Raw genomic sequence first — 22115 nt, 5'->3', positions numbered from 1 at the left:
CCTCTCGCTCTTTCGCCGGCGACCTCCCCTCCGCCCCCCCCGCCACCCTTTCCTTCGTCCCCCCCCCCCGCCCTCCTGCCGGTGGACCGCCGCCCCTGTTGTGCTCTTATCCTCTGAGCCACGACAACGGGAGGGCACCGATGGCCGGACTGCGCTTGGGGCCGCTGCTGCGCTACGTCGACGCGGACAGCGCGACGGTGTGGGTGGAGACCGACCGGCCGTGCGTGGTGCGCATCCGCTGCGACGACGGGGCGTCCGGTGCGCAGCACACCTGGCAGGTGGCCGGCCACCACTACGCGCTGGTCCCGGTGACCGGCCTGACGCCCGGCAGCGAGACGCCCTACCAGGTCCTGCTGGACGAGCAGCAGGTCTGGCCGCTGCCCGACGGCCGGTTCCCGCAGAGCACGATCCGTACCCTCACGGCCTCCGGGCGGGCCCCGCTGAGCATCGCCTTCGGCTCCTGCCGCTGGTCCGCGACCCCCGCGACCGCCGCCCACGACCCGGTAGGCCCGGACGCGCTCGACACCCTCGCCGCCACTCTGGCCGCCGATCCCGCCCGCGAACGCCCGGACGTGCTACTGCTGTTGGGCGACCAGGTCTACGCCGACCAGACCTCCGAGGCGACCGCACGGAAGCTGGCCGAGCACCGCGACATCAGCCGGCCGCCGTGGAAACAGGTCGCCGACTACGAGGAGTACACCCACCTCTATTACGAGTCCTGGCTCGCCCCGGAGGTCCGCTGGCTGCTGTCCACCGTCCCCAGCTCCATGATCTTCGACGACCACGATGTGATCGACGACTGGAACACCTCCGCCGCGTGGCTGAGCCGGATGCGGGCGACCTCCTGGTGGCACGAGCGCATCCTGGGCGGCCTGATGTCGTACTGGGTGTACCAGCATCTGGGCAACCTCCCGCCCTCGGAGCTGGCCGCCGACGAGCTGTACGCCCAGGTGCGGGCGGCGGACGACGGCACGGATCTGATACGGGAGTTCGCGGCCGGCGCGGACGCCGATCCGGCGAGCGCCCGCTGGAGCTACCGCCGCGACTTCGGCCGGGTGCGCCTGGTCATGATCGACACCCGCGCCACCCGCGTCCTTGACGAGGGCGGCCGCGCGATGCTCGACAAGGCCGAGGGCGAATGGCTGCGCCAGGCCGTGCTGGACGGGCGCGGCGGCTACGACCACCTGCTGCTGGGCAGTTCGCTGCCCTGGCTGCTGCCGCATCTCATCCATGCCGCGGAGGGCTGGAACGCCGCGCTGTGCGCCGGCGAACGCGGGCCCCGCTGGGCCCGGGGCAGCGAGTTCCTGCGCCAGCGGGCCGATCTGGAGCACTGGGCGGCGTTCCCCGGTTCGTTCGCCGCGCTCACCGATCTGATCGCCGAGGCGGGCTCCGGCGCGAAGGCCCCGGCAACGGTCTGTGTGCTGTCCGGGGACGTGCACCACGCGTACGTGGCGGAGCCGCACTGGCGCGAGGCCGGGCGGCGGCCGACGAGCCGGGTGCTGCAGCTGACCTGCTCCCCCGTCCACAACAGCATCCCCGGTTCGCTGCAGGCCGGCTTCCGGTTCGGCTGGAGCCGGGCCGGCCGGTGGCTGGGCAAGCTGGTGGCCCGGCACGGCCGGCTCGGGCGGCCGCCGGTGAAGTGGCGGCGTACGGGCGGCCCCTGGTTCGGCAATCAGCTGATGACGCTGACTCTGGCGGGCCGTACCGCGCGGATCGCGCTGGATCAGGCCCGCCGGGAGAAGCGGAGCGGAAACGTCCGACTGGTCACGGTGTGGCGTGAGATGGCGACCGATACCCGTGTCGGCGGGGAAAACGGCGAGGTGAGCGAGTCCGTCCCCGAGACCGATCGCCCGAATCATGGATGATCCGGGCGGTCCGGCACCCGCAGCCCGCTGATCGGCCGTCAGTCGGCCGCCGTCCGCTCCGCGATGTGGCCGAATTCTCCGCCCCTCCGGGTGCTGCACTGGCGGGTCGGGCGGTGATGATGGTGCGCACCTCTGCTCGTCGCCCGAACTTACCGACGGCCGCGCCCGCGCGCCGGCCGCCCGCCCCGCCCCAGGGAGAGCCCCACTTGGCCGCCGACCGCATCGCCGACCGCCACCACCCCGCCATCGCCGTCGTCGGCGCGGGGCCGCGCGGAACGAGCGTGCTGGAACGGATCTGCGCCTCGGCCGCCGAACTGGCCCCGGGTGCCCGCCTGACCGTCCATGTGATCGACCCCGCCCCGCCCGGCGCCGGCCAGGTGTGGCGCACCGCCCAGCCGCCCGAGTTGCTGATGAACACCGTGGCGTCGCAGGTGACGCTGTTCACCGACGAGAGCGTCGAGTGCGCGGGTCCGATACGCACGGGGCCCAGCCTGTACGCCTGGGAGGGGTGCGACGTCGGCCCGGACGACTATCCGGGGCGCGCGCTGTACGGCCGCTATCTGGAGTGGGTGTTCCGGCACACGGTGCGCACCGCCCCCGACGGGGTGACCGTGGTGCCGCACACCGCCCGCGCGGTGCGGCTGACCGAGGCCGCCGACGGCACGCAGTCGCTCGCCCTCGACGACGGCCGGTTGCTGGCCGGCCTGGGGGCGGTGGTGCTCGCCCAGGGCCATCTGCCGACCGCCCCGGACCCCGAGCAGCGGCGCCTCGCCGACTACGCCGCCGGGCACGGTCTGCACTATCTGCCGCCGGCCAACCCCGCCGACCTCGCCACCGATCTGGCGGCGCTGGCACCGGGCCGCCCGGTGCTGCTGCGCGGTCTCGGGCTCAACTTCTTCGATCACATGGCGCTGTTGACGACGGCGCGCGGCGGCCGGTTCGCGCACGGCGCGGACGGCGCGCTGAGGTATCTGCCGTCCGGGCGCGAACCCAGGCTGTACGCGGGCTCCCGGCGCGGCATTCCGTACCACGCGCGCGGTGACAACGCGAAGGGCGCGCACGGCCGTCATCTGCCGCTGCTGCTCACCGCGGACGTGATCGCCGCCTTCCGCGAGCGCGCCGGATCCGGCGATCTGCCCGACTTCCTGACGGAGGTCTGGCCCCTGGTGGCCAAGGAAGTGGAGTCGGTCTACTACGAGGCGCTGCTGGCGCGGCGGGAAGCGGCCGGCCCGTTGGACGACTCCTTCCGCGACCGCTTCCGGGAGCGCTTCCTGGGGAGCGCCCACCGCAGCACCGAGGAGGCCGCGGCGCTGGACGCCTTCGGTATCGCGCCCGCCGAGCGCTGGGACTGGGAACGGGTCTCCCGGCCGCACGCGGGGCGCTCGTTCGCCGGCCGCGCCGCCTTCCGGCAGTGGCTGCTGGACCATTTGCGCGAGGACGTCGCACACGCCCGGCTGGACAACGTGTCCGGGCCGGTCAAGGCGGCCCTGGACGTGCTGCGGGACCTGCGCAACGAACTGCGGCAGATCGTCGACCACGGCGGGCTGGCCGGCGCGTCCCGCCGCGACCACCTGGACCGCTGGTACACCCCGCTCAACGCCTTCTTGTCCATCGGGCCGCCGCGGCGCCGGATAGCGGAGATGGCGGCGCTGGTCGAGGCCGGGGTACTGGAGGTGGTCGGCCCCCGGATGGTGGTCCGGCCCGGCGCCGCGGACGGCCACGGGCCCGGTTTCACGGCGTGCTCCCCGGACGTCCCGGGGTCGGAGGTGACGGCGGCGGCGCTGATCGAGGCGCGGCTGCCGGAGCCGGATCTGCGGCGTACGGCGGATGAGCTGCTGGCCCGGCTGCTGGCCGACGGCGGCTGCCGGCCGCACACCGCGGACGGCTACGAGACCGGTGGGCTCGATGTGTCGCCGAGCCCGTACCACCTCGTCGAGGCCGATGGACGGTGCCATCCGCGGCGGTTCGCGATCGGGGTGCCGACGGAGGGCGTGCACTGGGTGACGGCGGCGGGGGCCCGCCCGGGGGTGGGCTCCGTCACCTTGGCCGATACGGACGCGGTGGCGCGGGCGGCGCTGCGGACGGCGGTCGGGGCCTGCCCCGTGGGCTCGGGCTCGGCGGCTTCAAAGTCGGCCGCTTCGGTCCAAAGGTCCCATATGAGCAAAGCTTGAACTTGCAAGTATCTTTAGGGTTCCCTAACCTTTGCCTCCACGGTTCCCTTCGTCCCCAGAAGCCGTAGGAGTCCCCACATGTCCGCACCGTTGAACTCGTTCACCCAGAGAACGGCACCGCACGCCCTCGCACTCTTCCGCGTCGTCATCGGGCTGCTCTTCGCCTGCCACGGCGCGTCCTCGCTCTTCGGCGTGCTCGGCGGCGCGATGGGGCAGGGCGGCACCGTGCCCACCGGCTCCTGGCCGGGCTGGTACGCCGCCGTCATACAGCTGGCCGGCGGCGTCCTGGTGATGCTGGGCCTCGGCACCCGCGCCGCGGCGCTGGTCAGCTCCGGCTCGATGGCGTACGCGTACTTCTCCGTCCACCAGGCCGGCGCGCTGATGCCGATCCAGAACGGCGGCGAGTCCGCCGCGATCTACACCTGGGCCTTCCTGCTGATCGTCTTCACCGGCCCCGGCTCCTGGGCGCTGGACCGCGTCTTCTTCGGTGCGCGCGAGCAGGAGGCGGCCCCGAGCACGCAGCGGGAGCCTTCCGCCGCCTGATCCCGGCGTGTCCCGCACGGCCCGTACGGCACCTGCGCCGTACGGGCCGTGCCGTCTTCTCGGCGGCCGGCACCGCCACCCCGCACCACCCGGTGGAAGGGCCAGGCGTACGCTGTATGGCGCTAGAGCCGCCCCTGCCGCACCGAGCGACGTCGCGGCGGGGTCCGGAGCGGGAGAAGCACGTTGGTGGAAAGCCTGGGGTCGCTCAGCGGCACCCCCTGGGTGTACGTGATCGTCAGCCTCTCGATCGTTCTCGACGTGTTCGTCCCGATCCTGCCGAGCGGAGTCCTGGTGATCGCCGCGGCCACCACGGCCGCCGGCGCCGGGACCGCGGCCGACGCCGTCGATGTCGCCACCTCCGTCCACGGCGGAGCCCATCTGGCCGAGATGCTCTCCCTGGTGCTGTGCGCGGCCGGCGCCTCGGTACTGGGCGACATGGTGGCCTACCGGCTCGCCTGGCGCGGCGGCGACCGCTTCGACCGGGCCATCGGCCGCTCGCGCCGTCTGACGGCGGCGCACAAGCGCCTCGGCACGGCGCTGACGCGGGGCGGGGGCGGCATCGTCGTCCTGGCCCGCTTCGCACCCGCCGGGCGGTCCGTGGTCAGCCTGGGCGCCGGCGTCGCGCACCGTACGGTCCGCGAGTTCCTCCCCTGGTCCGCGCTGGCCGGCCTCGCCTGGGCGGCGTACAGCGTGAGCCTCGGCTACTTCGGCGGCCAGTGGCTCGGCGCGTCCTGGGTGAGCACCGCGCTCTCCGTCGTCGCCCTCTTCGCCGCCGGGTCGGCCGCGGTGTTCCTGATGCGACGGCCGGAGAGGCGTACCGCGCACTGACACGTACCGCCGCACGCGAAGACGCGGAGCGGTACGGAAAATGCCGTGGCCGGATGTCAGACCCGGCTGCGACCATGACGACATGAGCGGTACGAACGACACCGACGGCACGGAGGGCTCCGGCGGCGCGCCCGGCACCGGCGAGGGGACGACGGCTCCCGCGCCCGGCGCGGTGCGCCCCTGGCATCCCCGCCCCGAGACCGCCGAGGACATACCGTCCGTCCGCCGGATCAATCTCGCCGCTTTCGACACGGCCGCGGAGGCGGATCTCGTCGACGCCCTGCGCCGCGACGCAGCCGCCTGGCTGCCCGGGCTCTCGTACGTCGCCGACGCGCCGGACGGCACCCCGGCCGCCCATGCCCTGCTGACGCGCTGCCATGTCGACGAGGTCCCCGCCGTCGCGCTCGCCCCGTGCGCGGTGCTGCCCGGGTACCAGAAGTGCGGTGCGGGCAGTGCGGTGATCCGCGCCCTGCTGGAGGCCGCGCGGGCCGCCGGTGAGCGCACCGCGATCGTGCTGGGCCACCCGCCGTATTACCCGCGCTTCGGGTTCGTGCCCGCCGTCGGCCGCTTCGGCATCCTGCCCCCGCAGCCCTGGCCGGACGAGGCCTTCATGGCGCTCTCCCTGGACGGCTCCATACCCCCGCGCGGCACGGTGCGCTATGCGGGGGCCTTCGGCATCGACTGACCCCGGCCTGCGCCGCCGGGCCTCCGCCCCCGGTGCGCCACACCGGCGCGACCAGGCCCGATGGCGATACGGAGTAAAGTCGAGCGTCACACCACCCGCCCGCCGCCGCCCGCGAGCGCACCGCGCCCTCCCCGGAGCGTGCCGGACGCCGCGCCGCAGCGGCACCCCACGGGACGGGCCGAACCACACACGCGAGGCACACTTCGGTGAACCCACCACCGGTCGTCGAATGGACCGAGGCCGACCGGCCCCGCTCCGCCCGTTGGCGTTCCGAGAACGGCTCCCCGCCACCCCGGCGGATCGTCATCGCGGACGACCGGACGCGGGCCGACGACGCCTACAAACTCGCCTGTGAGGGGACCGCGCTGCTGTGGCGGGGCGACTTCCACAACGCCCGCCAGCTGCTGACGGCGATGGCCCGCCGCATCGACCGCCGCCCGCGCAAGGCGCCACCCGCCGATGCCACCCAGGCGTTCCATCTGCACCGCGCCGCGCAGAACCACCGCGCCCGCATCCTGGGCATGCTGCTGGTCCCGCTCGACGCCACGCACGCCGTCCCGCTGCACCGCGCCCCCGATGTCCGCGAGGCCTGCACCAGGGCATACGGCCCCGCGGAGCCCGCTCCTATGGAGACCGCCGATGCCGATGCCGAGGGCCCGGCCCCGGCCGCCTCGCTGGTGTCGCTGCGTGAACTCCTCGCCCTGATCGGCGCCAACGAATGGCGCAGGAAGGGCGTGCAGATCCCGGCGCTCGGCGGCGACCGCATCCACCCGCACTACGGTGTCTTCTCGCCGGCCCGCGGTGAGTACGTCGATCTGGTCGCCGAGGCGCCGCTGCCCTCGCAGGACCTGGCGTTCGACATCGGCACCGGCACCGGCGTGCTGGCCGCGGTGCTCGCCCGGCGCGGTGTGCGCACCGTGGTGGCCACCGACCAGGACCCGCGGGCGCTGGCCTGCGCCCGCGAGAACACCGAACGCCTGGGGGTCGCCGGGCAGGTGGAGGTGGTCGAGGCGGACCTGTTCCCGGCCGGCCGCGCCCCGCTGGTCGTCTGCAATCCCCCGTGGGTGCCCGCGAAACCGACCTCCCCGGTGGAGCGCGCGGTGTACGACCCCGGCAACGCGATGCTGCACGGCTTCCTCAACGGCCTCGCCGACCATCTGACCCCGGACGGCGAGGGCTGGCTGATCCTCTCCGACCTGGCCGAACACCTCGGCCTGCGCCCGCACGCCGAGCTTCTCGACGCCTTCGCCAAGGCCGGCCTGACGGTCCTGGGCCGGCTCGACATCACCCCGCGCCATCCGCGCGCCCGCGACACCTCCGACCCGCTCTATGAGGCCCGCGCGGCCGAGGTCACCTCGCTGTGGCGGCTGGGGGTCTCGGACGGGTAGCCCGCCCGTCCCGGCCTCAGCCCCGGTCCGCCCCCGCTCCACCGGGCGCGCCCTGGGGCCGTAGCCCCGCACACGCGTTGCGGACGTAGCGGCGCCAGTCACCGGCGTCGTGACGGATCACCGCCGCCAGTCCGCACACGATCATCACCACGTCGCCCACCTCGACGTCCGCGCGCACCGTGCCCTCGTCCTTGGCGCGGGCGAGCAGTTGGCCGGCGACCGTCTCTGCCTGCGTGCGGCCCTCCCCGGTCGGCTCGGTGGAACCGAACGCCGCCTCGATCGACGCGGACAGCCCCCGCTCGGCGTCCAGCACCTCCCCGATGTGCTCGACATAGGCGGCCAGCCCGTCGGCGGCCGCGGCGCTGGGCAGGCAGCGGGTGCGCCCGAACTCCACGATCTCCTCCTGGCGTTGCTCCCCCACAGCGGCGATCAGGGCCGCCCTGCTGGGGAAGTGCCGGTAGACCGTTCCGACGCCCACCCCCGCCGCCCGGGCGACCTCGGGCATCTGCGCCTCGTCGCCTCGCGCGCGGAACACCTCCCGCGCGGCGTCCAGCACACGGGTGCGGTTGCGCTCGGCGTCGGCGCGCGGCCTGCGCTGCGGGGTGGGAGAGGTCGAAGAGGCTGCCACATCGCCGATGCTACTGCTACGCTCCTCAAACGGAATCGGATTCCGATTCCACTTTCCGCTTGCTCACCGACCAGGAGAGGACCGGCGATCACCATGCCCAAGGAGCGATTCTTCGTCCTGCAGCCCGGCGAACGACGCCCGGGCCGCGTGCCCCTGCCGCCCGGATTCGGCGTCAAGGCCCGTACGCGCGACACCGAGGGCCGGCTCGCCATCCTGGAGAACCAGCTCGACGTCGACATTCCGCCACATGTCCACCACCACGCCGACGAGTTCGTCTACGTCCTCGAAGGCGAGATGGAGGTCGACTTCGACGGCGCCACCCACCGCCTGACCGCGGGCATGTGTGCCCTGCTCCCCCACGGCGTCCCGCACGCCATGCGCAACTCCTCCCAGCCACCCGCCCGCTGCCTGCAGATCTCGTCGCCGGGCGGCTGGGAGGAGTTCGTGGAGGACATGTTCGAGGCCGGGCCGGTCGTCATGAAGGGCGGCCACCCCGATCTCGACCGCCTCAACGCGATCGGCGCGAATTACGGCATGGAGTACTACGACTGAGACGCACAGGCCACGGCCGAGACGTCGAGGGAGCCGGGCCGATCCACCGCCGACCGGCCGCCGCTCAGGCACGATGGACCCATCATGGATCCCCGGCACCTTCTCTCCCGCGCCCGCCGGCTCGCCGGCTCCGCAACCCCCGCACGACGCCGACTGCTCGGCATCACCGGCCCACCGGGCGCCGGCAAGTCCACCCTCGCCGCCCACCTGGTGGCGGAGCTGGCCGGGCAGGCGGCGCTCGTCCCGATGGACGGCTTCCATCTCGCCGAGGCTGAGCTGCGCCGCCTCGGCCGCACGGACCGCAAGGGCGCGCCCGACACCTTCGATCCCGCCGGGTACGAGGCGCTGCTGGCGCGCCTGCGCACGCCGGAGCCGGAGGCCACCGTCTACGCCCCGGCCTTCGACCGCCGCATCGAGGAGCCGGTCGCCGGCAGCATCGCCGTCGCACCACACATCCCGCTCGTGGTCACTGAGGGCAATTACCTCCTTCTCGACTCCGCGCCCTGGCGACGGGTCCGCGCGCTGCTCGACGAGGTCTGGTACGTGGAGCTGGACAACCCGGAGCGGATCCGGCGGCTGATCGACCGCCATGAGCGCTTCGGGCGCCCACGCGCCGACGCCGAACGGTTCGTGCACACCTCGGACGAGACCAACGCCCGCATCGTGGCGGCGACTCGCGACCGCGCCGACCTCGTCATCTCCTTCGCCCCCGAAGTCGCCCCGCCCCCGTCGGGCGACTGACCCCCTGCCGCCGCCCGCCGGCCAGCAGACCGACCACCGACAGCCCGCCCCACCCCACGGACACCGCGGCCGCCTTCACCCTCCGGTCCCGGCCCGGCAGCGTCGCACCGACCAGGACGGCGTCCCCGAGATCCGCCGCGATCCTTATGTACGCGGCGGTGCGCAGCGCCGGACCCTCGGGCGCCAGCGCGAGTGCGAGCCCGCTCGCCACCTCCCGCCAGGCCAGCGGGCGCAACGAGATCCGGGTGGCCCGCCCGACCCTTCCCTCATCGTCGACCAGCCCCGAAGGCCGCGCCAGCAGATCGGGCACCGCCGTCACCGCCACCCCGTACACCACCGTAGCCACCCCGACCGCACGCAACAGACCGACCTTCATCCGCCCTCCTCTCCCTCATCAGCTCTTCCACCATCAACTCCTTTCCGCATCAAGCCCCTTCCCAAACGACATCACCGATGTCATCATGACATCATGAGTGTCAATGAGGGGGATGTCGCAGAGCATGACACCGGCGGTAATGGCGCCGGAGCGCACAGCTCCACCACGCGCGACGCCGAGACGGAGGGCACCGACGGGTCCACTCCCGCCGAGGATCTGCTGTACGGCGTCATCAGACGCCTATGGCCACTGCACCGGACGGTCGTCCGCGCGGTGGAGCGCGAGCTGACCGGCACGGGCATGACCGCCGGTGAACACGCACTGCTGGACGCCCTGCACAGCGAAGGCCCCAGGACCGTGCCGCAGTTGGCCCGTTCGATGGGGCTCGACAGACAGCCGGTGCAGCGCTGGGTGAACCACGCCGCGGAGCTGGGCCTGGTCGTGACGGCACCCAACCCCGCGCATCGCCGCTCCTCCCTGATCGAGCTCACCACCGAGGGCGCGGCGGCGATACGCGGGATCCAGGAGTTCGAGGCGACGGAGCTGCGGCAGCGACTGGCCGACCTGACCGCCGAGGACGTCCGCACGACCCTGCACGTACTCGACCGCCTCGGCGAGGAATTCCGGCACCTGGCGAACGGCTCACACATTCCACCGGATAAAACTGACAGCAGCGACAGTAACGACAAGATCGACACAACCACCACCTAGCCAACCTCGCCAGCCCATCCACCCCAATCCACACCCACTCCACGCATCCCACGCACAAAGGACGGTCCGGAGCATGACCCGAGCAATCACCGACTGGTCCGAGGTCGACAACGGCCTCGTGCCGGTCGACGACGGCGAGCTGTTCTATGAGACGGCCGGCTCGGGCCCCGCGGTGGTACTGCTGCACGGCGGCATGCTCGACCAGCACATGTGGGACGAACAGTTCACCTGGCTGGTGAACTCCGGTCTCCGCGCGATCCGCTACGACTTCCGCGGCCACGGCCTGTCCTCCACGGTGGAAGGGGACTACGCCAACCACGACGACCTGTGCACCCTCCTGGACGCGCTCGACGCCCCCAGCGCCGTCCTCGTCGGCCTCTCACACGGTTCGCGGGTCGCCCTCGACACCGCGATAGCCCACCCGGATCGGGTGACGGCCCTCGCGCTCGCCTCCCCCGGCATCAGCGGCCGCCCCTTCACCGACCCCTTCGTCCTGGAGCACATCAAGGAGCAGGTCGCGGCCATCGGCGCACCGGACGGCGCGGATCGCTATGTCGAGCACTTCCTGCGGATGTGGGTGGACGGTCCGCATCGCGAACCATCCGCCGTGCACCCGGGGTTCCGTGAGCGGATGCGCGCCTCGGCCGCGGCCAATGTGGAGGTGCATGCCGATGGGCTGGGCGCCGGGATGCCCCTCGAAGTCGGGGCTGCGGACCGTCTGGGCGAGATCCGGGTGCCGACTGTCGTGTTCGACGGCGACCTCGACAGTACGGACATCTCCGCCAACGCCCACGCCATAACGCTGGCCGTCCCCGGCGCCCGAAGAGTCCGAATACCGGGCGCTGCCCATATGGTCAATCTGGAGAACACCGGGCTCTTCGACCGCGAACTGCACGCCTTCCTCTCGTCCTTGGACTACTGACCCGGCGCCTCTGACCCACCGGCCCCGCCGGAGCCTCGGCGCTCCCGGTGACCACCGGCCGTGAGTCCACTGCCACTGGCCCGCACCTCCACCCGTCCTCCTCGGCAGTTCCCGCCCTCCTCGGCAGATAGAGTGATCGAGCCGTGGTGTTCGGGAAGACCGGTGCCGGACCTTGTGGTCCCAGGCCGGAGCGGCCCTCGCCACTGTGATCGGGGAGTTTCCAGTCCTTTCCGTATGCGCACGGCGCGCGTACGGCGCCACTGACCGCAGCCCGCGGCCGGGAAGGCGGGGACGGACGCGTGCACCCGTAAGCCAGGAGACCGGCCACGGCATCTCACGAACTGATCCACGAGGTGCTGGAGCGTGACCGCCGGATGGCCCTGTCCACCGATACCCCGAACACCCCTGCCCCCGCCGCGTTCCGCTGGCGCCGGCAGGACACCCTCCGTACCGCGGGCCTGATGGCCGTCATAGCCGGCCTGCACGTCGTCGCCTTCGGCGTGCTCTTCCTGCTCGTCGTCCCGCACCACTACTCCGTGGGCAGCCAGGTCTTCGGCGCCGGACTCGGCATCACCGCATACACCCTCGGCATGCGGCACGCCTTCGATGCCGACCACATCGCCGCGATCGACAACACCACCCGCAAGTTGATGGCCGACGGCAAGCGGCCGGTCTCGGTGGGCTTCTGGTTCGCGCTCGGCCACTCCAGCGTGGTGGTCGCGATGGCCGCCCTCGTGGCGGGCGGCGCCCAGCTCGCCGGCACCCTGCTCAACGACGAATCCCGTACCCACCAGATCCTCGGCACCATCGGCACCACGGTCTCGGGGACGTTCCTCTACCTCATCGCCGCCCTCAACCTCATCGCGCTGGCCGGGATCTGGCGGGTCTTCCGCGGTATGCGCGACGGCCGGTACGACGAGGCCGAGCTGGAGCAGCGCCTCGATTCGCGCGGATTCATGAACCGCTTCCTGGGACGCTTCACCCGCTCGATCTCCCGCCCCGGCCAGATGTTCCCGCTCGGCTTCCTCTTCGGACTCGGCTTCGACACCGCGACCGAGGTGACCTTGATGGTGATGGCGGGCAGCGGCGCCGCGGCCGGCCTGCCGTGGTACGCGATCCTGTGCCTGCCGCTGCTGTTCGCCGCCGGGATGAGCCTGTTCGACACCCTCGACGGCACGTTCATGAACTTCGCCTACCAGTGGGCGTTCTCCAACCCGGTGCGCAAGGTCTACTACAACCTCACCATCACCGGACTGTCGATCGCCGTGGCCTTCTTCATCGGCACGATCGAGCTGGTGACCGTGCTGCACGACAAACTCGCCCTCGACGACCCGCTGACCGGCTGGATCTCGACCCTCGACCTCGACAATGTCGGCTTCATCATCGTCGGCCTGTTCGTCGTGGTGTGGGCCGCGGCGCTGGCGTACTGGCGACTGAGCGGCGTGGAGAAGCGCTGGGCACAGCGCGCGGAGGCGACAGACCGGGCGAAGGCGGCAGAGCAGGCGGCAGCGGTAGCGGACTCCTGAGGCACGGCGCGCGCGGGCCGCGCCTCACCTCACGTGGCCGAGCCGGCCGCGGCGCCCGTCACCAGATCCGGCCCCCAGCGCCTCAGCGCCACCGCCAGATCCAGCGGCCGCAGCCGGTCCGCCTCCTCCGGCCCCGGCCAGTCCTCCCGCGGAACCCGCCACATCACCTCGAACTCGTTGCCGTCCGGGTCCTTGGCGTACAGGGACTTGGAGACGAGGTGGTCGGTGGCGCCGACCAGCGCGCCGCGCTCGCCGAGCCGCGCCTCGGCCGCGGCGAGTTCGCCGAGCGTGCCGACCTCCCAGGCCAGGTGGTACAGCCCGACGCGCCCGGCCTCCGGCCCCGGCGCGCCCGCCCCTACCGCGAACAGCCCCAGGTCATGATCGTTCAGCGAGCCGGGCGCGCTGAGGAAGGCCGCGCGCCCCGGTATCTCCACATCCACGGTGAGCCCCAGCGCCTCACCGTAAAAAGCAACAGCCCGCGCCACATCCCGGACGTACAACACCGCGTGATTGAGCCGTCGTACGGCCATGAACCCGCTCTCCGATCTCCCACCACGACACCGCGTGGACCATTTACTTGAAACTTCAAACTACGTGGGACGATACACGCCCCACACCCCACAAACAACAGCCCCCATTAGCCCGCGGAGCACCCTCACCCTCACCCCCGCCACCCCACCGCCCCCGGGCACGAAAACGGCCCCCGACTCAAACAAGTCGGAGGCCACTGACCTCACGGTCCACCACTGTGGGCACAACAGGATTCGAACCTGCGACATCTACTTGGCAGGAAAGGCTGGGCCGCCAACCCGATGCCCTCGGGGCAGGCCTCCAGGCCGCGGATGTACTGCTGCCCGGCGACCGACAGGAGCCCGAAGGGCCCTACCGGCTGGGCTAGCCGGCCCTCTTGGCCCGAACGTCCTCGGCTGTCAGGGCCTTACCACCGACGGCCCATTCGCCGCTGAGTGTCTCGGTGACCACCACATGCGTCACCGGTCGCAGTGCCTCACCTTCGATGGCGATCAACGCCTCGGAGACATCTTCGACCATCTTCTGCTTCTCTTCGGGGGTGAAAACTCCGGCGATCACCTTGATGTCGATGAATGGCATCGGATGCCTCCCACAGATGGTGAGATCGAGCCGCCATGCCGCTTTGGGCACCAGGGCCGAATGCGGTGTGGGCTTCGCGCCCTCTTCGGGGAGAAGGACGCCGGCGAGCCGCGCCGACATGCTGCTACCAGTGTCGCAGACCCCTGGAGCCCAAGGTCGGTGCACCTGTTTCCCTACCGGGGGAGCTGACGTCCGTGGCCGACGCCATGACGCTGAGGGAACTGGGCGAGCCGCGCACCCACGGCAACAAACGATCAAGGCCCAGGAATCCGAGTGCATATCGGACGGCCTGGGCCTTCGTCGTTTTGCGCGGTGAGTGGGCACAGACGGATTTGAACCGCCGACATCTGCTTTGTAAGAGCAGCGCTCTACCGCTGAGCTATGCGCCCTGGTCGAGCCGACAGACTACCTTGCCTTCGGGGCTGAACTGCAAACCAGTGCGCGAAGTGCGAACTTACCGGCCGGTGTGTTCGTTTCCGGTGAGTGGGAGAATGGCATCCGTCCTGGGGCGAACCGATCGGGAGAGGGAAGTGACGGCGACACACACGCAGCCGCATGAGCAGCGAGAACGCCGTCGCGCGCGTGGAGGCCCGGTCCGGGATGCGGTGACGCTCGCGTTGCTGCCGTTGCCGTTGTTGATCGCGTTGGCCCCGATGGCGTTCGCCGGTGGGGGGACTCGTCGCTGGTTCGGGCGCGGGGAGAGCCAGCGGGCCGATGCGCAGGCCGCGAAGGACGCCGCGGCGGCGGCGTTCTACGAGTTGGACACCGCACACCGGGATCTGCGGATCTCCATAGAGACGATCACCGCGGTGGACAGTTCCCCTCAGGCGCAGCGGGCCGCGGCGGACTACGAGGGCTTCGGGCGGCGGATCGACGAGGTGAGTCACGGCTACATCACCGCGGTCGACTCCCATGATCTCGACCGTGACGATCTGGACGGCGCCGCGGTGGCACGGGCGCGGGCCGATCTGACGCGGGCCAAGGAGGAGCTGGACCGGGTCAAGGGCGACCTCGACCGGTTCGCGCAGGGGTTGGGGCCGCTGCTGCAGTCCGCCGAGACGCAGCTCGCGCAGCTCGCCCCGGCGGTGGAGCGGGCGCGGCAGGCGCTGCTGGCGGCGAGCAACGCCCTGGACGCGGTCCGGGCCCAGGGCATGCGGGCGGACGATCTCGCGGCCCGGCTGGCGGCGCTCGGGCCGGAGCTGACCAAGCTCAATCAGGGCGCCGGGCAGCACGGCGTACAGGAGACCATCCGGCGCGCCGACGACGTGCTCCGCAAGTCCGAGGGCATACGGGCCGAGGCCGAGCGGTTGCCGGCGAAGGCCGCCGAGATCGACAAGCGGCTGGTGTCGCTGCGGACCCGGGCGCAGGCGATCACGACGCGCGCCGGGAAGGTCGATCCGGTCCTCAGCGAGCTGCGGCGGCGCTACAGCGCGGCATGCTGGCAGGACCTGCAGCACGTACCGGAGCAGGCGGCGCAGTCCGTGGAGCAGGCCGAGGTCAAGCTGCGGGAGGCGCAGCAGGCGCGGGACGAGCAGCGCTGGGCGGATGCCACGAGCCGGCTGGCGACCGTTCGGGCGCTGCTGGACTCCACCGACGACGCGGTGTCTGCGGCCGGTGACCGGCTGCAACGGCTCGATGCGGTGTCGTTCGACCGGCAGAAGGAGGTCGAACGGACCCGCTTCGCCCTCCGGGACGCGCAGCGGCTGGCGATGGCCGGACGCAGCACCCCCGACCCGCGGCATGCCCGCCCCCTGGACGACGCGGTGGCGCGGCTCGATCGCGCGGTCGCCGGTCTGGAAGGGCGGCATCCGGACTGGTGGCACTTCCTGACGGAGACCGAGGCGGTACGGCAGACGGCGTCCCGGGTGGTGCAGGAGATCCGGGACGCCAGGGGCGCGGCGGGGACCGCCGGCTGAGGCTGTCGGCTTCGCCCACGGGGCGCCAACTGTCGTTCCCTGCCGGGGCGCGCGCCCATGGAGGTGTGCACTCCCCCTGCCCGAGCGCCGCCCATGAAGGTGCGCGCCCCCTGCTGGGCCTTCTACGGGGGGGGGTGATTCCAGCTGGCCGGTGTGGGCGTGTCCCGCTGCTGGGCTTCGCCGTGGGCGGCGGGTGGGCGGTCGTGTCGTACGGCTCAGAGGTGGCCCCGTTCTGGAGACGTTCTTCCAGGTGCGATGGCGTGAAGCGGCCCTTGGGCGGATCCTGGAGATTGAGTACGGCCCAGGCGGCACATCTGCGCGAAGGAGGCCGGACATGGCTACTGGGGCTACTGGCCAGACCCTGCACGGGCCCATGGGGCGGTTCCACCGGGCCAAGGGGCACCGTCGTGCCCGGCTCGACGAGCATCTGCCCGTGGATCACGGGCTCAGCAAGGTCTACCGCATCGGCGCCGGGCTGATGGGCCTGGTACTGGTCGCATTCGGCATCCTCGGACTGACCCACCACATCGGCTTCTTCGACACCGGCGGCGACACCGTCGCGGGGCTGAACACCAACGGTTCCCTGAGCGTGCTGTCGATCGTCGTCGGAGCGATCCTCTTCGTCGGCATGGTGATCGGCGGGAACTTCGCCTCGACCCTCAACATCGTGTTCGGCGGCCTCTTCCTGCTGAGCGGATTCGTGAACCTGGCGCTGCTGGACACCGGCGCGAACTTCCTCGCCTTCCGCATCCAGAACGTCCTGTTCAGCTTCGTGGTCGGGCTGATGCTGCTGGTCTTCGGGATGTACGGACGGGTCAGCGGCGGTCTCCCGGAGGACAACCCGTACTGGCGCGCCCGGCACCCGGAGGAGGCGGAACAGTTCGACCGCGGGCAGATGCATCCGGCAGCCGGCATGACGGCCGGCCGGCTGGTGGCGCGCCGGAAGATGCAGGGCGCCCCGCATGCCGGGCGCGGCTCGTTCGGACCCGGTACCAGTAGCAGCATCACCCGAAGGAGCACCGGTGCCGGCTCCGGGAGCACGGGCACCGGCGCGGGCGACTCCGGCGGCAAGGGGACCTGACCGGGGCGAGGGACCAGGGCGTACCGAGGTGGGATTTGGGGTGCTCGGTACGCCCTGACGACCGGTGGCGGCAGGCGGCGGGTGGTTCGGGGCAGGGAGAGACGGGGGCACGGGGACCAGGGGCAGGGGAGCAGGGAGCAGCACCATGAGCCGGTCGGAGCGCGCCGCCTCCGCCGCGGGCCACGGAGCGCACGGCGCGACGGTCGAAGCGCTCGCCAGGCGGATCCTCCAGGGCACTTACGGGGAGGGGGAAAGCCTGCTCATGCCGGAGCTGATGGCGGAGCTGGACGTCAGCCAGACCGTAATGCGTGAGGCGATCAAGGTACTGACCACCAAGGGGCTCCTCGGCACCCATCAGCAGCGCGGCACCTTCGTCCGCCCCCGGGAGGAGTGGAATCTCCTGGACACGGACGTGCTGCGGTGGAAGCTGGCGGCCGGGGTGTCCTCGGACTTCTTCGCCGACGTGCTCGAACTGCGCCGCTCCATCGAACCCGCCGCGGCCGCGCTCGCCGCCGAGCGCCGTACCGACGACGATCTGGCCGCACTGGACGCCGCGCTGAGCGCGATGGCCGCGACCGATGACGATCCGGCGCTGCTCGTACGCGCCGACGCCGCCTTCCACACGGCGATGCTGATCGCGTCGAACAATCGCTTCTACGCGCAGATGCACCGGGTGATCGTGCCCGTGCTCGTCGAGCGCGACCGGGCGGTGCTCGCCGCCGATCGCGCCTTCGAGCATCCGCATGCGGTGCACGCCGCGGTCGTCGAAGCCGTACGGAACCGGGACGTCGACGGCGCGTACATGGCGATGCTCGAACTGCTGGACAAGTCGGCGCGGGAGCATCCGTAGGCCTGGGCCGGCCCGGCCGGGCGTGGCGCCCCGGTCCCCGGGGGCAGCGGCGACGGCTCTCCCCGTTACGGCAACGTCCCCCGCGGGCAGTAGATCGCGCACGGGCCCGCCGGGGACCCACGTCCCGCCCTACGCCGAGCACGCCGAAAGGACGGTCCGGTCCATGAAGATCAGCCGCATCGAGACGTTCCTCGCCCCGCCGCGCTGGATGTTCGTACGGGTGGAGACCGATGAGGGCCTCGTAGGCTGGGGCGAGCCGGTGGTCGAGGGGCGGGCGGAGCCCGTCCGGGCGGCCGTGGAGGTGCTGTCCGCATACCTCCTGGGGCAGGATCCGGCGCGTATCGAGGACCACTGGCAGGTCATGACCAAGGGCGGCTTCTACCGGGGCGGGCCGGTGCTGTCGTCCGCCGTCGCCGGTCTGGACCAGGCCTTGTGGGACATCAAGGGCAAGCGCCACGGTGTCCCCGTCCACCAACTGCTGGGCGGGCCGGTCCGAGAGCGGATCCGCGCCTACGCATGGGTCGGCGGCGACGAACCACAGGCCATCCGAGAGGCGATCACCGCGCAGATCGAGGCGGGCTTCACGGCCGTCAAGATGAACGGCTGCGGCCGGATGAGCCCGGTGGCGACCCGCGCCGAGGTAAGCGCATGCCTGCTCCGCGCCGAGACCGCACGCGAAGTCCTCGGTGAGGAACGGGACTTCGGCCTCGACTTCCATGGCCGGGTCTCCCCCGCCAACGCCCGCAGGCTCCTCCCCCTGCTGGCCGAGACCGCACCGATGTTCGTCGAGGAGCCGGTGCTCGGTGATTACCTGCAGGCCCTCCCTGATCTCGTCAACGCCTCCAGCGTCCCCCTCGCACTCGGTGAACGTCTTTACACCAGGCGAGAGTTCCTGACTCCACTCCAGTCCGGCGTCGCGATCCTCCAACCGGATGTCTCGCATGCGGGCGGTATCTCCGAGCTGCGCCGGATCGGCGCGCTCGCGGAGGTGTACGGCGCGCAGCTCGCCCCGCACTGCCCGCTCGGCCCGGTGGCGCTGGCCGCCAGCCTCCAAGTCGCCTTCACCACAACGAACTTCCTCATCCAGGAGCAGTCCATCGGCATCCACTACAACCAGGGCGCCGAGCTGCTGGACTACGTCGCGGACCCGGAGCCGTTCCGCTTCCACGGCGGGTCGCTGCTGCGCACCGAACGCCCCGGGCTCGGTGTGGAGGTCGACGAGGCCGCCGTACGGGCGGCGGACAAGCGGGGGCACGCCTGGCGGAACCCGATGTGGCGCTACGAGGACGGGGGCTTTGCGGAATGGTGACAAGGTGCCGGCCGAAGCGCCCCACCCCTGCGGCCGGGCCGGAATAATCAATGGCACCACCCTCGCGCCCGAACAACCCGCCCGCGCGGCACACGCGCAGCGGGGAGCGGAGAAAGCAGGAATCGCCATGGACTTCAGCGAAGCGCTCCGGACCGACCGGCTGGTCGCCATCATCCGGGGCAGGGATGCGGAGGCGTCCTTCCGTACGGTCATGGCGCTTGTGGAGGCAGGCCTTCCGTTGATCGAGGTCTCCCTCAGCGGCAAGGACGCGCTGAGCGTGATCCGGCGGGCCCGCGGCGAACTCGGCGATGCCGCCTGGCTCGGCGCCGGCGCCGTCCTGACCGGCGACGACGCCCGACGCGCCGCCGAGGCCGGCGCGAATCTCATCGTCACGCCCGGTCTGGGCGCGGGGCTGGAGGAGTCCGTACGGCAGGGGCTGCCGACGCTCGCCGGGGTGATGACGCCGTCCGAGGTGATCGCCGCGGAGGCACTGGGTGTGTCGGCGCTGCAGCTGTTTCCGGCGTCGGCCGGCGGACCCGCGTATCTGCGGGCGCTGCGCGCTCCCTTCCCGGAGACGCCGTTCGTGCCGGTCGGCGGGGTGGACGCGGCGGTCGCCCCGGCGTACTTCGACGCGGGAGCGGTGGCCGTGGGCGTCGGCTCGCCGCTCATCGGGGACGCGGCGGACGGCGGCGACCTGGACGAGCTGCGCAAACGCGCGGCGGAGTTCAAGGCGGTGTGCACGCAGTGACGGGGCGGCCGCCGGCGGCCGGCGGAGACGGGGAGCAGCGCGGAGGCGAGGCCCCTGGGGGCGTCTTCGCCGCTTCCAGGCTCCCAGAGGAAGGGTGCCGCCCGGACGTCTTCACCGTCGGCGAGACCATGGTGGCCCTGCGCGGCAGCGGCCCGCTGAGGCTCGGCGGCACGATGCAGGTCTCCATCGCCGGGGCGGAGAGCAATGTCGCGATCGGGCTGGCCAGGCTCGGGCACGCCGTCCGCTGGGCGGGCACGGTCGGTGACGACGAGGCGGGAGCACTGGTGCTCCGGACGTTGCGGGCCGAGGGCGTGGAGGTCTCCGCCGCCGCCACCGATCCCGGCGCCCCGACCGGGCTGCTGCTCTTCGAGCCACGGCTGCCGGAGGTCACCCGGGTGCACTACTACCGCGCCGGATCGGCCGGCTCCCGGCTGGCCGCGGACGCCATCGACCGCGCCTTCCGCGCCGCTCCGCCGCGCGTCCTGCACCTGACGGGCATCACCCCGGCGCTGAGCCCTACGGCCCGCTCTGCGGCGTACCAGGTCCTCCACCTGGCGCGCCGGTATCGCTCGGCGGTCTGTCTCGACGTCAACTTCCGGGCCCGCCTGTGGGCCGCCGAGGAGGCCGCCGTGGTCCTTCGCGAGTGGATCCCCTTCGTGGACGTCCTGATCGCCTCCGACGACGAGCTGCCGCTCTGCCTGCCCGAAGGCGCGGGCGCCGCGGCGCCGGGCCACGCGGACCAGGCCCGGCTGCTGCTGAAGGAGGGGGTCGGTGAGGTGGTGGTCACACTCGGTGCCAAGGGGGCGACGGCCTTCACCCGCGACGGCTGTGTGCACCAGCCCGCCAGGGCAGTACGGGCCGTGGATGCCGTGGGCGCCGGCGACGCCTTCGTGGCGGGGTACCTCTCGGCGCTGCTGGACGGCGAGGGACCTGCCGGACGCCTTGAGCGCGGCGTCACGACCGGTGCGTTCGCGGTCGCCTCGCACGGCGACTGGGAGGGCGCACCGACCCGTGCGGAGCTCGGCATGCTGGGCGCGCCACCCGGCACCGTCGTACGCTGATCGGCGGCACGGCTAATCTGTGGCCATGCCTCGTTACGAATACCGGTGCCGCCCCTGTGGCTCCCTCTTCGAGCTGAACCGGCCGATGGCCGAGTCCTCCGCCCCGGCCGTCTGCCCTGAGGGCCACGAGGACACCGTGAAGCTGCTCTCCACGGTCGCCGTCGGCGGCTCCGCGGCCGCCCCCGCGCCAAGTGGTGGGGGCGGAGGCGGCTGCTGCGGAGGCGGCTGCTGCGGCTAGGCCAGCGGGAGACGCGCCCTGGGCGGCGGCCGCGTGCGCTTCGGGAAGCGGCGGCCGCGTCCTTGGCCGCGGGCGCTACCGCTTGCGGAGGCGGCTGCTGCGGAGGCGGCTGCTGCGGCTAGGCCAGCGGGGAGACACGCCCTGGGCGGCGGCCGCGTGCGCTTCGGGAAGCGGCGGCCGCGTCCTTGGCCGCGGGCGCTACCGCTTGCGGGCCAGCGTCAGACCGTCCGCCACGGTGAGCAGCACCGCCTCCATGCGCCGGTCCGCCACCACATGGTCGTTGAACGCCCTGATCGCCAGGGCCGACCCGGTCGCCGCCGGGTCGGCGACCTCACCGCGGTACAGCACGTTGTCCGCGACGATCAGGCCGCCGGGCCGCAGCCGCGGCACCAGCTCTTCCCAGTAGGCGATATAGCCCCCCTTGTCCGCGTCGAGATAGGCAAGATCGATGTGCGGCTCGCTCGGCATCGCCCGCAGCGTCTCCAGCGCGGGCGCGATCCGCAGCTCGATGCGGTCCGCGACACCGGCCCTGGTCCAGGCCTCCCGGCCGTACGCCGTCCACTCCTCGGACACATCGCAGGTGATCAGCGTGCCGTCCGCGGGCAGAGCCTGAGCCATGGACAGCGCCGAGTAGCCGGTGAACGTCCCCACCTCGACGACATGCCGCGCCCCGATCAGCCGCACCAGGAACGCGAGCAGCGGCCCTTGCTCCTCCGCCGACTGCATCCCCGCCGCCTTGGGAAACTGCTGCCGGGTGAGCTCCACGATGCCCCGCTGCGCTGGGTTCAACGGCGGATTGTGGGCGAGGACGTAGTCGTACAGCTCCGGCGTGATCGGTGTGCTCTTGGACTCAGCCACTTGCTCTC

23 protein-coding genes, 2 tRNA genes and 1 riboswitch are annotated in these 22115 nt (G+C 72.2%); of the genes, 18 read left to right on the top strand and 7 right to left on the bottom strand.

Annotation, left to right across the window (positions count from 1 at the left end):
• The first annotated feature begins 140 nt into the window (after positions 1 to 140).
• The 6 genes from ACZ5XZ_RS36520 to ACZ5XZ_RS36495 all read left to right on the top strand — a co-directional run bounded on the left by ACZ5XZ_RS36520 (position 141) and on the right by ACZ5XZ_RS36495 (position 7480).
• Positions 141 to 1865: an alkaline phosphatase D family protein gene (locus tag ACZ5XZ_RS36520; protein WP_468986308.1), complete on the top strand. Its 1725-nt coding sequence runs from the start codon at positions 141 to 143 to the stop codon at positions 1863 to 1865.
• 206 nt (positions 1866 to 2071) lie between these two features.
• Entirely contained in the window at positions 2072 to 4036 is a 1965-nt protein-coding gene (locus ACZ5XZ_RS36515; protein WP_468986307.1) for an FAD/NAD(P)-binding protein, read from the top strand.
• A gap of 78 nt (positions 4037 to 4114) precedes the next feature.
• On the top strand, positions 4115 to 4579 hold the full coding sequence (locus ACZ5XZ_RS36510; protein ID WP_468986305.1) for a DoxX family protein: 465 nt from the start codon (positions 4115 to 4117) through the stop codon (positions 4577 to 4579).
• A 183-nt stretch (positions 4580 to 4762) separates the two neighbouring features.
• Positions 4763 to 5407 (top strand): DedA family protein, encoded by a 645-nt coding sequence (locus tag ACZ5XZ_RS36505; RefSeq protein ID WP_468986302.1) that lies wholly within the window; start codon positions 4763 to 4765, stop codon positions 5405 to 5407.
• Positions 5408 to 5489: 82 nt separating this feature from the next.
• Complete coding sequence (locus ACZ5XZ_RS36500; RefSeq protein ID WP_468986299.1) at positions 5490 to 6092, top strand: GNAT family N-acetyltransferase; 603 nt, start codon at positions 5490 to 5492, stop codon at positions 6090 to 6092.
• Positions 6093 to 6298: 206 nt separating this feature from the next.
• Complete coding sequence (locus ACZ5XZ_RS36495) at positions 6299 to 7480, top strand: methyltransferase (protein WP_468986298.1); 1182 nt, start codon at positions 6299 to 6301, stop codon at positions 7478 to 7480.
• Positions 7481 to 7496: 16 nt separating this feature from the next.
• On the opposite strand, the gene ACZ5XZ_RS36490 is transcribed toward ACZ5XZ_RS36495, so the two are convergent.
• Positions 7497 to 8108: a TetR/AcrR family transcriptional regulator gene (locus tag ACZ5XZ_RS36490; RefSeq protein ID WP_468986297.1), complete on the bottom strand. Its 612-nt coding sequence runs from the start codon at positions 8106 to 8108 to the stop codon at positions 7497 to 7499.
• Positions 8109 to 8201: 93 nt separating this feature from the next.
• On the opposite strand from ACZ5XZ_RS36490, the gene ACZ5XZ_RS36485 reads away from it, so the two are divergent.
• Complete coding sequence (locus ACZ5XZ_RS36485) at positions 8202 to 8660, top strand: cupin domain-containing protein (RefSeq protein ID WP_468986295.1); 459 nt, start codon at positions 8202 to 8204, stop codon at positions 8658 to 8660.
• Positions 8661 to 8744: 84 nt separating this feature from the next.
• Positions 8745 to 9401, top strand: a complete 657-nt coding sequence (locus ACZ5XZ_RS36480; protein WP_468986294.1) for a nucleoside/nucleotide kinase family protein — start codon at positions 8745 to 8747, stop codon at positions 9399 to 9401.
• On the opposite strand, the gene ACZ5XZ_RS36475 is transcribed toward ACZ5XZ_RS36480, so the two are convergent.
• Positions 9355 to 9777: a hypothetical protein gene (locus ACZ5XZ_RS36475; protein WP_468986292.1), complete on the bottom strand. Its 423-nt coding sequence runs from the start codon at positions 9775 to 9777 to the stop codon at positions 9355 to 9357. The genes ACZ5XZ_RS36480 and ACZ5XZ_RS36475 overlap by 47 nt on opposite strands.
• A gap of 93 nt (positions 9778 to 9870) precedes the next feature.
• Here ACZ5XZ_RS36475 and ACZ5XZ_RS36470 point away from each other — a divergent pair, with 93 nt between their 5' ends.
• The 3 genes from ACZ5XZ_RS36470 (at position 9871) to nicT (ending at position 12936) form a co-directional block, all read left to right on the top strand.
• Positions 9871 to 10488 carry a MarR family winged helix-turn-helix transcriptional regulator gene (locus tag ACZ5XZ_RS36470; protein ID WP_468986290.1) on the top strand — a complete coding sequence of 206 codons (618 nt, stop codon included), beginning with the start codon at positions 9871 to 9873 and terminating at the stop codon, positions 10486 to 10488.
• Positions 10489 to 10561: 73 nt separating this feature from the next.
• Entirely contained in the window at positions 10562 to 11410 is an 849-nt protein-coding gene (locus tag ACZ5XZ_RS36465; protein ID WP_468986289.1) for an alpha/beta fold hydrolase, read from the top strand.
• Positions 11411 to 11537: 127 nt separating this feature from the next.
• A riboswitch (cobalamin riboswitch) is annotated at positions 11538 to 11753 on the top strand.
• Between the two features lie 31 nt (positions 11754 to 11784).
• Complete coding sequence (gene nicT / locus ACZ5XZ_RS36460) at positions 11785 to 12936, top strand: Nickel transporter NicT (RefSeq protein WP_468986334.1); 1152 nt, start codon at positions 11785 to 11787, stop codon at positions 12934 to 12936.
• Between the two features lie 29 nt (positions 12937 to 12965).
• Here nicT and ACZ5XZ_RS36455 read toward each other — a convergent pair whose 3' ends face one another.
• From ACZ5XZ_RS36455 to ACZ5XZ_RS36440, 4 genes are all read right to left on the bottom strand, one after another.
• A complete protein-coding gene (locus ACZ5XZ_RS36455) occupies positions 12966 to 13466 on the bottom strand; it encodes a VOC family protein (protein ID WP_468986286.1) in 501 nt (166 codons plus the stop codon).
• 219 nt (positions 13467 to 13685) lie between these two features.
• Positions 13686 to 13754 (bottom strand) — tRNA-Ser (locus tag ACZ5XZ_RS36450).
• A gap of 76 nt (positions 13755 to 13830) precedes the next feature.
• Positions 13831 to 14166, bottom strand: coding sequence for a tautomerase family protein (locus ACZ5XZ_RS36445; RefSeq protein ID WP_468986285.1), 336 nt, complete (start codon positions 14164 to 14166; stop codon positions 13831 to 13833).
• Between the two features lie 197 nt (positions 14167 to 14363).
• Positions 14364 to 14435, bottom strand: a tRNA-Val gene (locus tag ACZ5XZ_RS36440).
• A 141-nt stretch (positions 14436 to 14576) separates the two neighbouring features.
• Here ACZ5XZ_RS36440 and ACZ5XZ_RS36435 point away from each other — a divergent pair.
• The 7 genes from ACZ5XZ_RS36435 (at position 14577) to ACZ5XZ_RS36405 (ending at position 21249) form a co-directional block, all read left to right on the top strand.
• Positions 14577 to 15962 carry a hypothetical protein gene (locus ACZ5XZ_RS36435; RefSeq protein WP_468986284.1) on the top strand — a complete coding sequence of 462 codons (1386 nt, stop codon included), beginning with the start codon at positions 14577 to 14579 and terminating at the stop codon, positions 15960 to 15962.
• 334 nt (positions 15963 to 16296) lie between these two features.
• Positions 16297 to 17043: a DUF4383 domain-containing protein gene (locus ACZ5XZ_RS36430; protein ID WP_468986283.1), complete on the top strand. Its 747-nt coding sequence runs from the start codon at positions 16297 to 16299 to the stop codon at positions 17041 to 17043.
• Positions 17044 to 17188: 145 nt separating this feature from the next.
• Positions 17189 to 17893 (top strand): FadR/GntR family transcriptional regulator, encoded by a 705-nt coding sequence (locus ACZ5XZ_RS36425; RefSeq protein ID WP_468986281.1) that lies wholly within the window; start codon positions 17189 to 17191, stop codon positions 17891 to 17893.
• A gap of 163 nt (positions 17894 to 18056) precedes the next feature.
• Entirely contained in the window at positions 18057 to 19202 is a 1146-nt protein-coding gene (gene dgoD / locus ACZ5XZ_RS36420; protein WP_468986278.1) for a galactonate dehydratase, read from the top strand.
• Positions 19203 to 19329: 127 nt separating this feature from the next.
• Positions 19330 to 19950, top strand: coding sequence for a bifunctional 4-hydroxy-2-oxoglutarate aldolase/2-dehydro-3-deoxy-phosphogluconate aldolase (locus ACZ5XZ_RS36415; protein ID WP_468986276.1), 621 nt, complete (start codon positions 19330 to 19332; stop codon positions 19948 to 19950).
• Positions 19938 to 21011, top strand: coding sequence for a sugar kinase (locus tag ACZ5XZ_RS36410; protein WP_468986274.1), 1074 nt, complete (start codon positions 19938 to 19940; stop codon positions 21009 to 21011). The genes ACZ5XZ_RS36415 and ACZ5XZ_RS36410 overlap by 13 nt, the downstream gene beginning before the upstream one ends.
• A 25-nt stretch (positions 21012 to 21036) precedes the next feature.
• Complete coding sequence (locus ACZ5XZ_RS36405) at positions 21037 to 21249, top strand: FmdB family zinc ribbon protein (protein WP_468986271.1); 213 nt, start codon at positions 21037 to 21039, stop codon at positions 21247 to 21249.
• A 198-nt stretch (positions 21250 to 21447) separates the two neighbouring features.
• On the opposite strand, the gene ACZ5XZ_RS36400 is transcribed toward ACZ5XZ_RS36405, so the two are convergent.
• Entirely contained in the window at positions 21448 to 22107 is a 660-nt protein-coding gene (locus tag ACZ5XZ_RS36400) for an O-methyltransferase (protein ID WP_468986270.1), read from the bottom strand.
• Positions 22108 to 22115: the final 8 nt, after the last annotated feature.

The sequence above is a fragment of the Streptomyces sp. NPDC033270 genome, from assembly GCF_055576575.1.
The sequence above is the reverse complement of the archived record's forward strand: the minus strand, read 5'-3'. Positions and strand labels throughout refer to the sequence as shown.

What these genes read in the sequence shown, in the direction of transcription:
- ACZ5XZ_RS36485 (WP_468986295.1), top strand. Translation starts at nt 8,202, where the DNA reads ATGCCCAAGGAGCGATTCTTCGTCCTGCAGCCCGGCGAACGACGCCCG.
- ACZ5XZ_RS36520 (WP_468986308.1), top strand. Translation starts at nt 141, where the DNA reads ATGGCCGGACTGCGCTTGGGGCCGCTGCTGCGCTACGTCGACGCGGAC.
- ACZ5XZ_RS36510 (WP_468986305.1), top strand. Translation starts at nt 4,115, where the DNA reads ATGTCCGCACCGTTGAACTCGTTCACCCAGAGAACGGCACCGCACGCC.
- ACZ5XZ_RS36430 (WP_468986283.1), top strand. Translation starts at nt 16,297, where the DNA reads ATGGCTACTGGGGCTACTGGCCAGACCCTGCACGGGCCCATGGGGCGG.
- ACZ5XZ_RS36455 (WP_468986286.1), bottom strand. Translation starts at nt 13,466, where the DNA reads ATGGCCGTACGACGGCTCAATCACGCGGTGTTGTACGTCCGGGATGTG.
- ACZ5XZ_RS36480 (WP_468986294.1), top strand. Translation starts at nt 8,745, where the DNA reads ATGGATCCCCGGCACCTTCTCTCCCGCGCCCGCCGGCTCGCCGGCTCC.
- dgoD (WP_468986278.1), top strand. Translation starts at nt 18,057, where the DNA reads ATGAAGATCAGCCGCATCGAGACGTTCCTCGCCCCGCCGCGCTGGATG.
- ACZ5XZ_RS36470 (WP_468986290.1), top strand. Translation starts at nt 9,871, where the DNA reads ATGAGTGTCAATGAGGGGGATGTCGCAGAGCATGACACCGGCGGTAAT.
- ACZ5XZ_RS36475 (WP_468986292.1), bottom strand. Translation starts at nt 9,777, where the DNA reads ATGAAGGTCGGTCTGTTGCGTGCGGTCGGGGTGGCTACGGTGGTGTAC.
- nicT (WP_468986334.1), top strand. Translation starts at nt 11,785, where the DNA reads ATGGCCCTGTCCACCGATACCCCGAACACCCCTGCCCCCGCCGCGTTC.
- ACZ5XZ_RS36445 (WP_468986285.1), bottom strand. Translation starts at nt 14,166, where the DNA reads ATGTCGGCGCGGCTCGCCGGCGTCCTTCTCCCCGAAGAGGGCGCGAAG.
- ACZ5XZ_RS36465 (WP_468986289.1), top strand. Translation starts at nt 10,562, where the DNA reads ATGACCCGAGCAATCACCGACTGGTCCGAGGTCGACAACGGCCTCGTG.
- ACZ5XZ_RS36425 (WP_468986281.1), top strand. Translation starts at nt 17,189, where the DNA reads ATGAGCCGGTCGGAGCGCGCCGCCTCCGCCGCGGGCCACGGAGCGCAC.
- ACZ5XZ_RS36500 (WP_468986299.1), top strand. Translation starts at nt 5,490, where the DNA reads ATGAGCGGTACGAACGACACCGACGGCACGGAGGGCTCCGGCGGCGCG.
- ACZ5XZ_RS36405 (WP_468986271.1), top strand. Translation starts at nt 21,037, where the DNA reads ATGCCTCGTTACGAATACCGGTGCCGCCCCTGTGGCTCCCTCTTCGAG.
- ACZ5XZ_RS36415 (WP_468986276.1), top strand. Translation starts at nt 19,330, where the DNA reads ATGGACTTCAGCGAAGCGCTCCGGACCGACCGGCTGGTCGCCATCATC.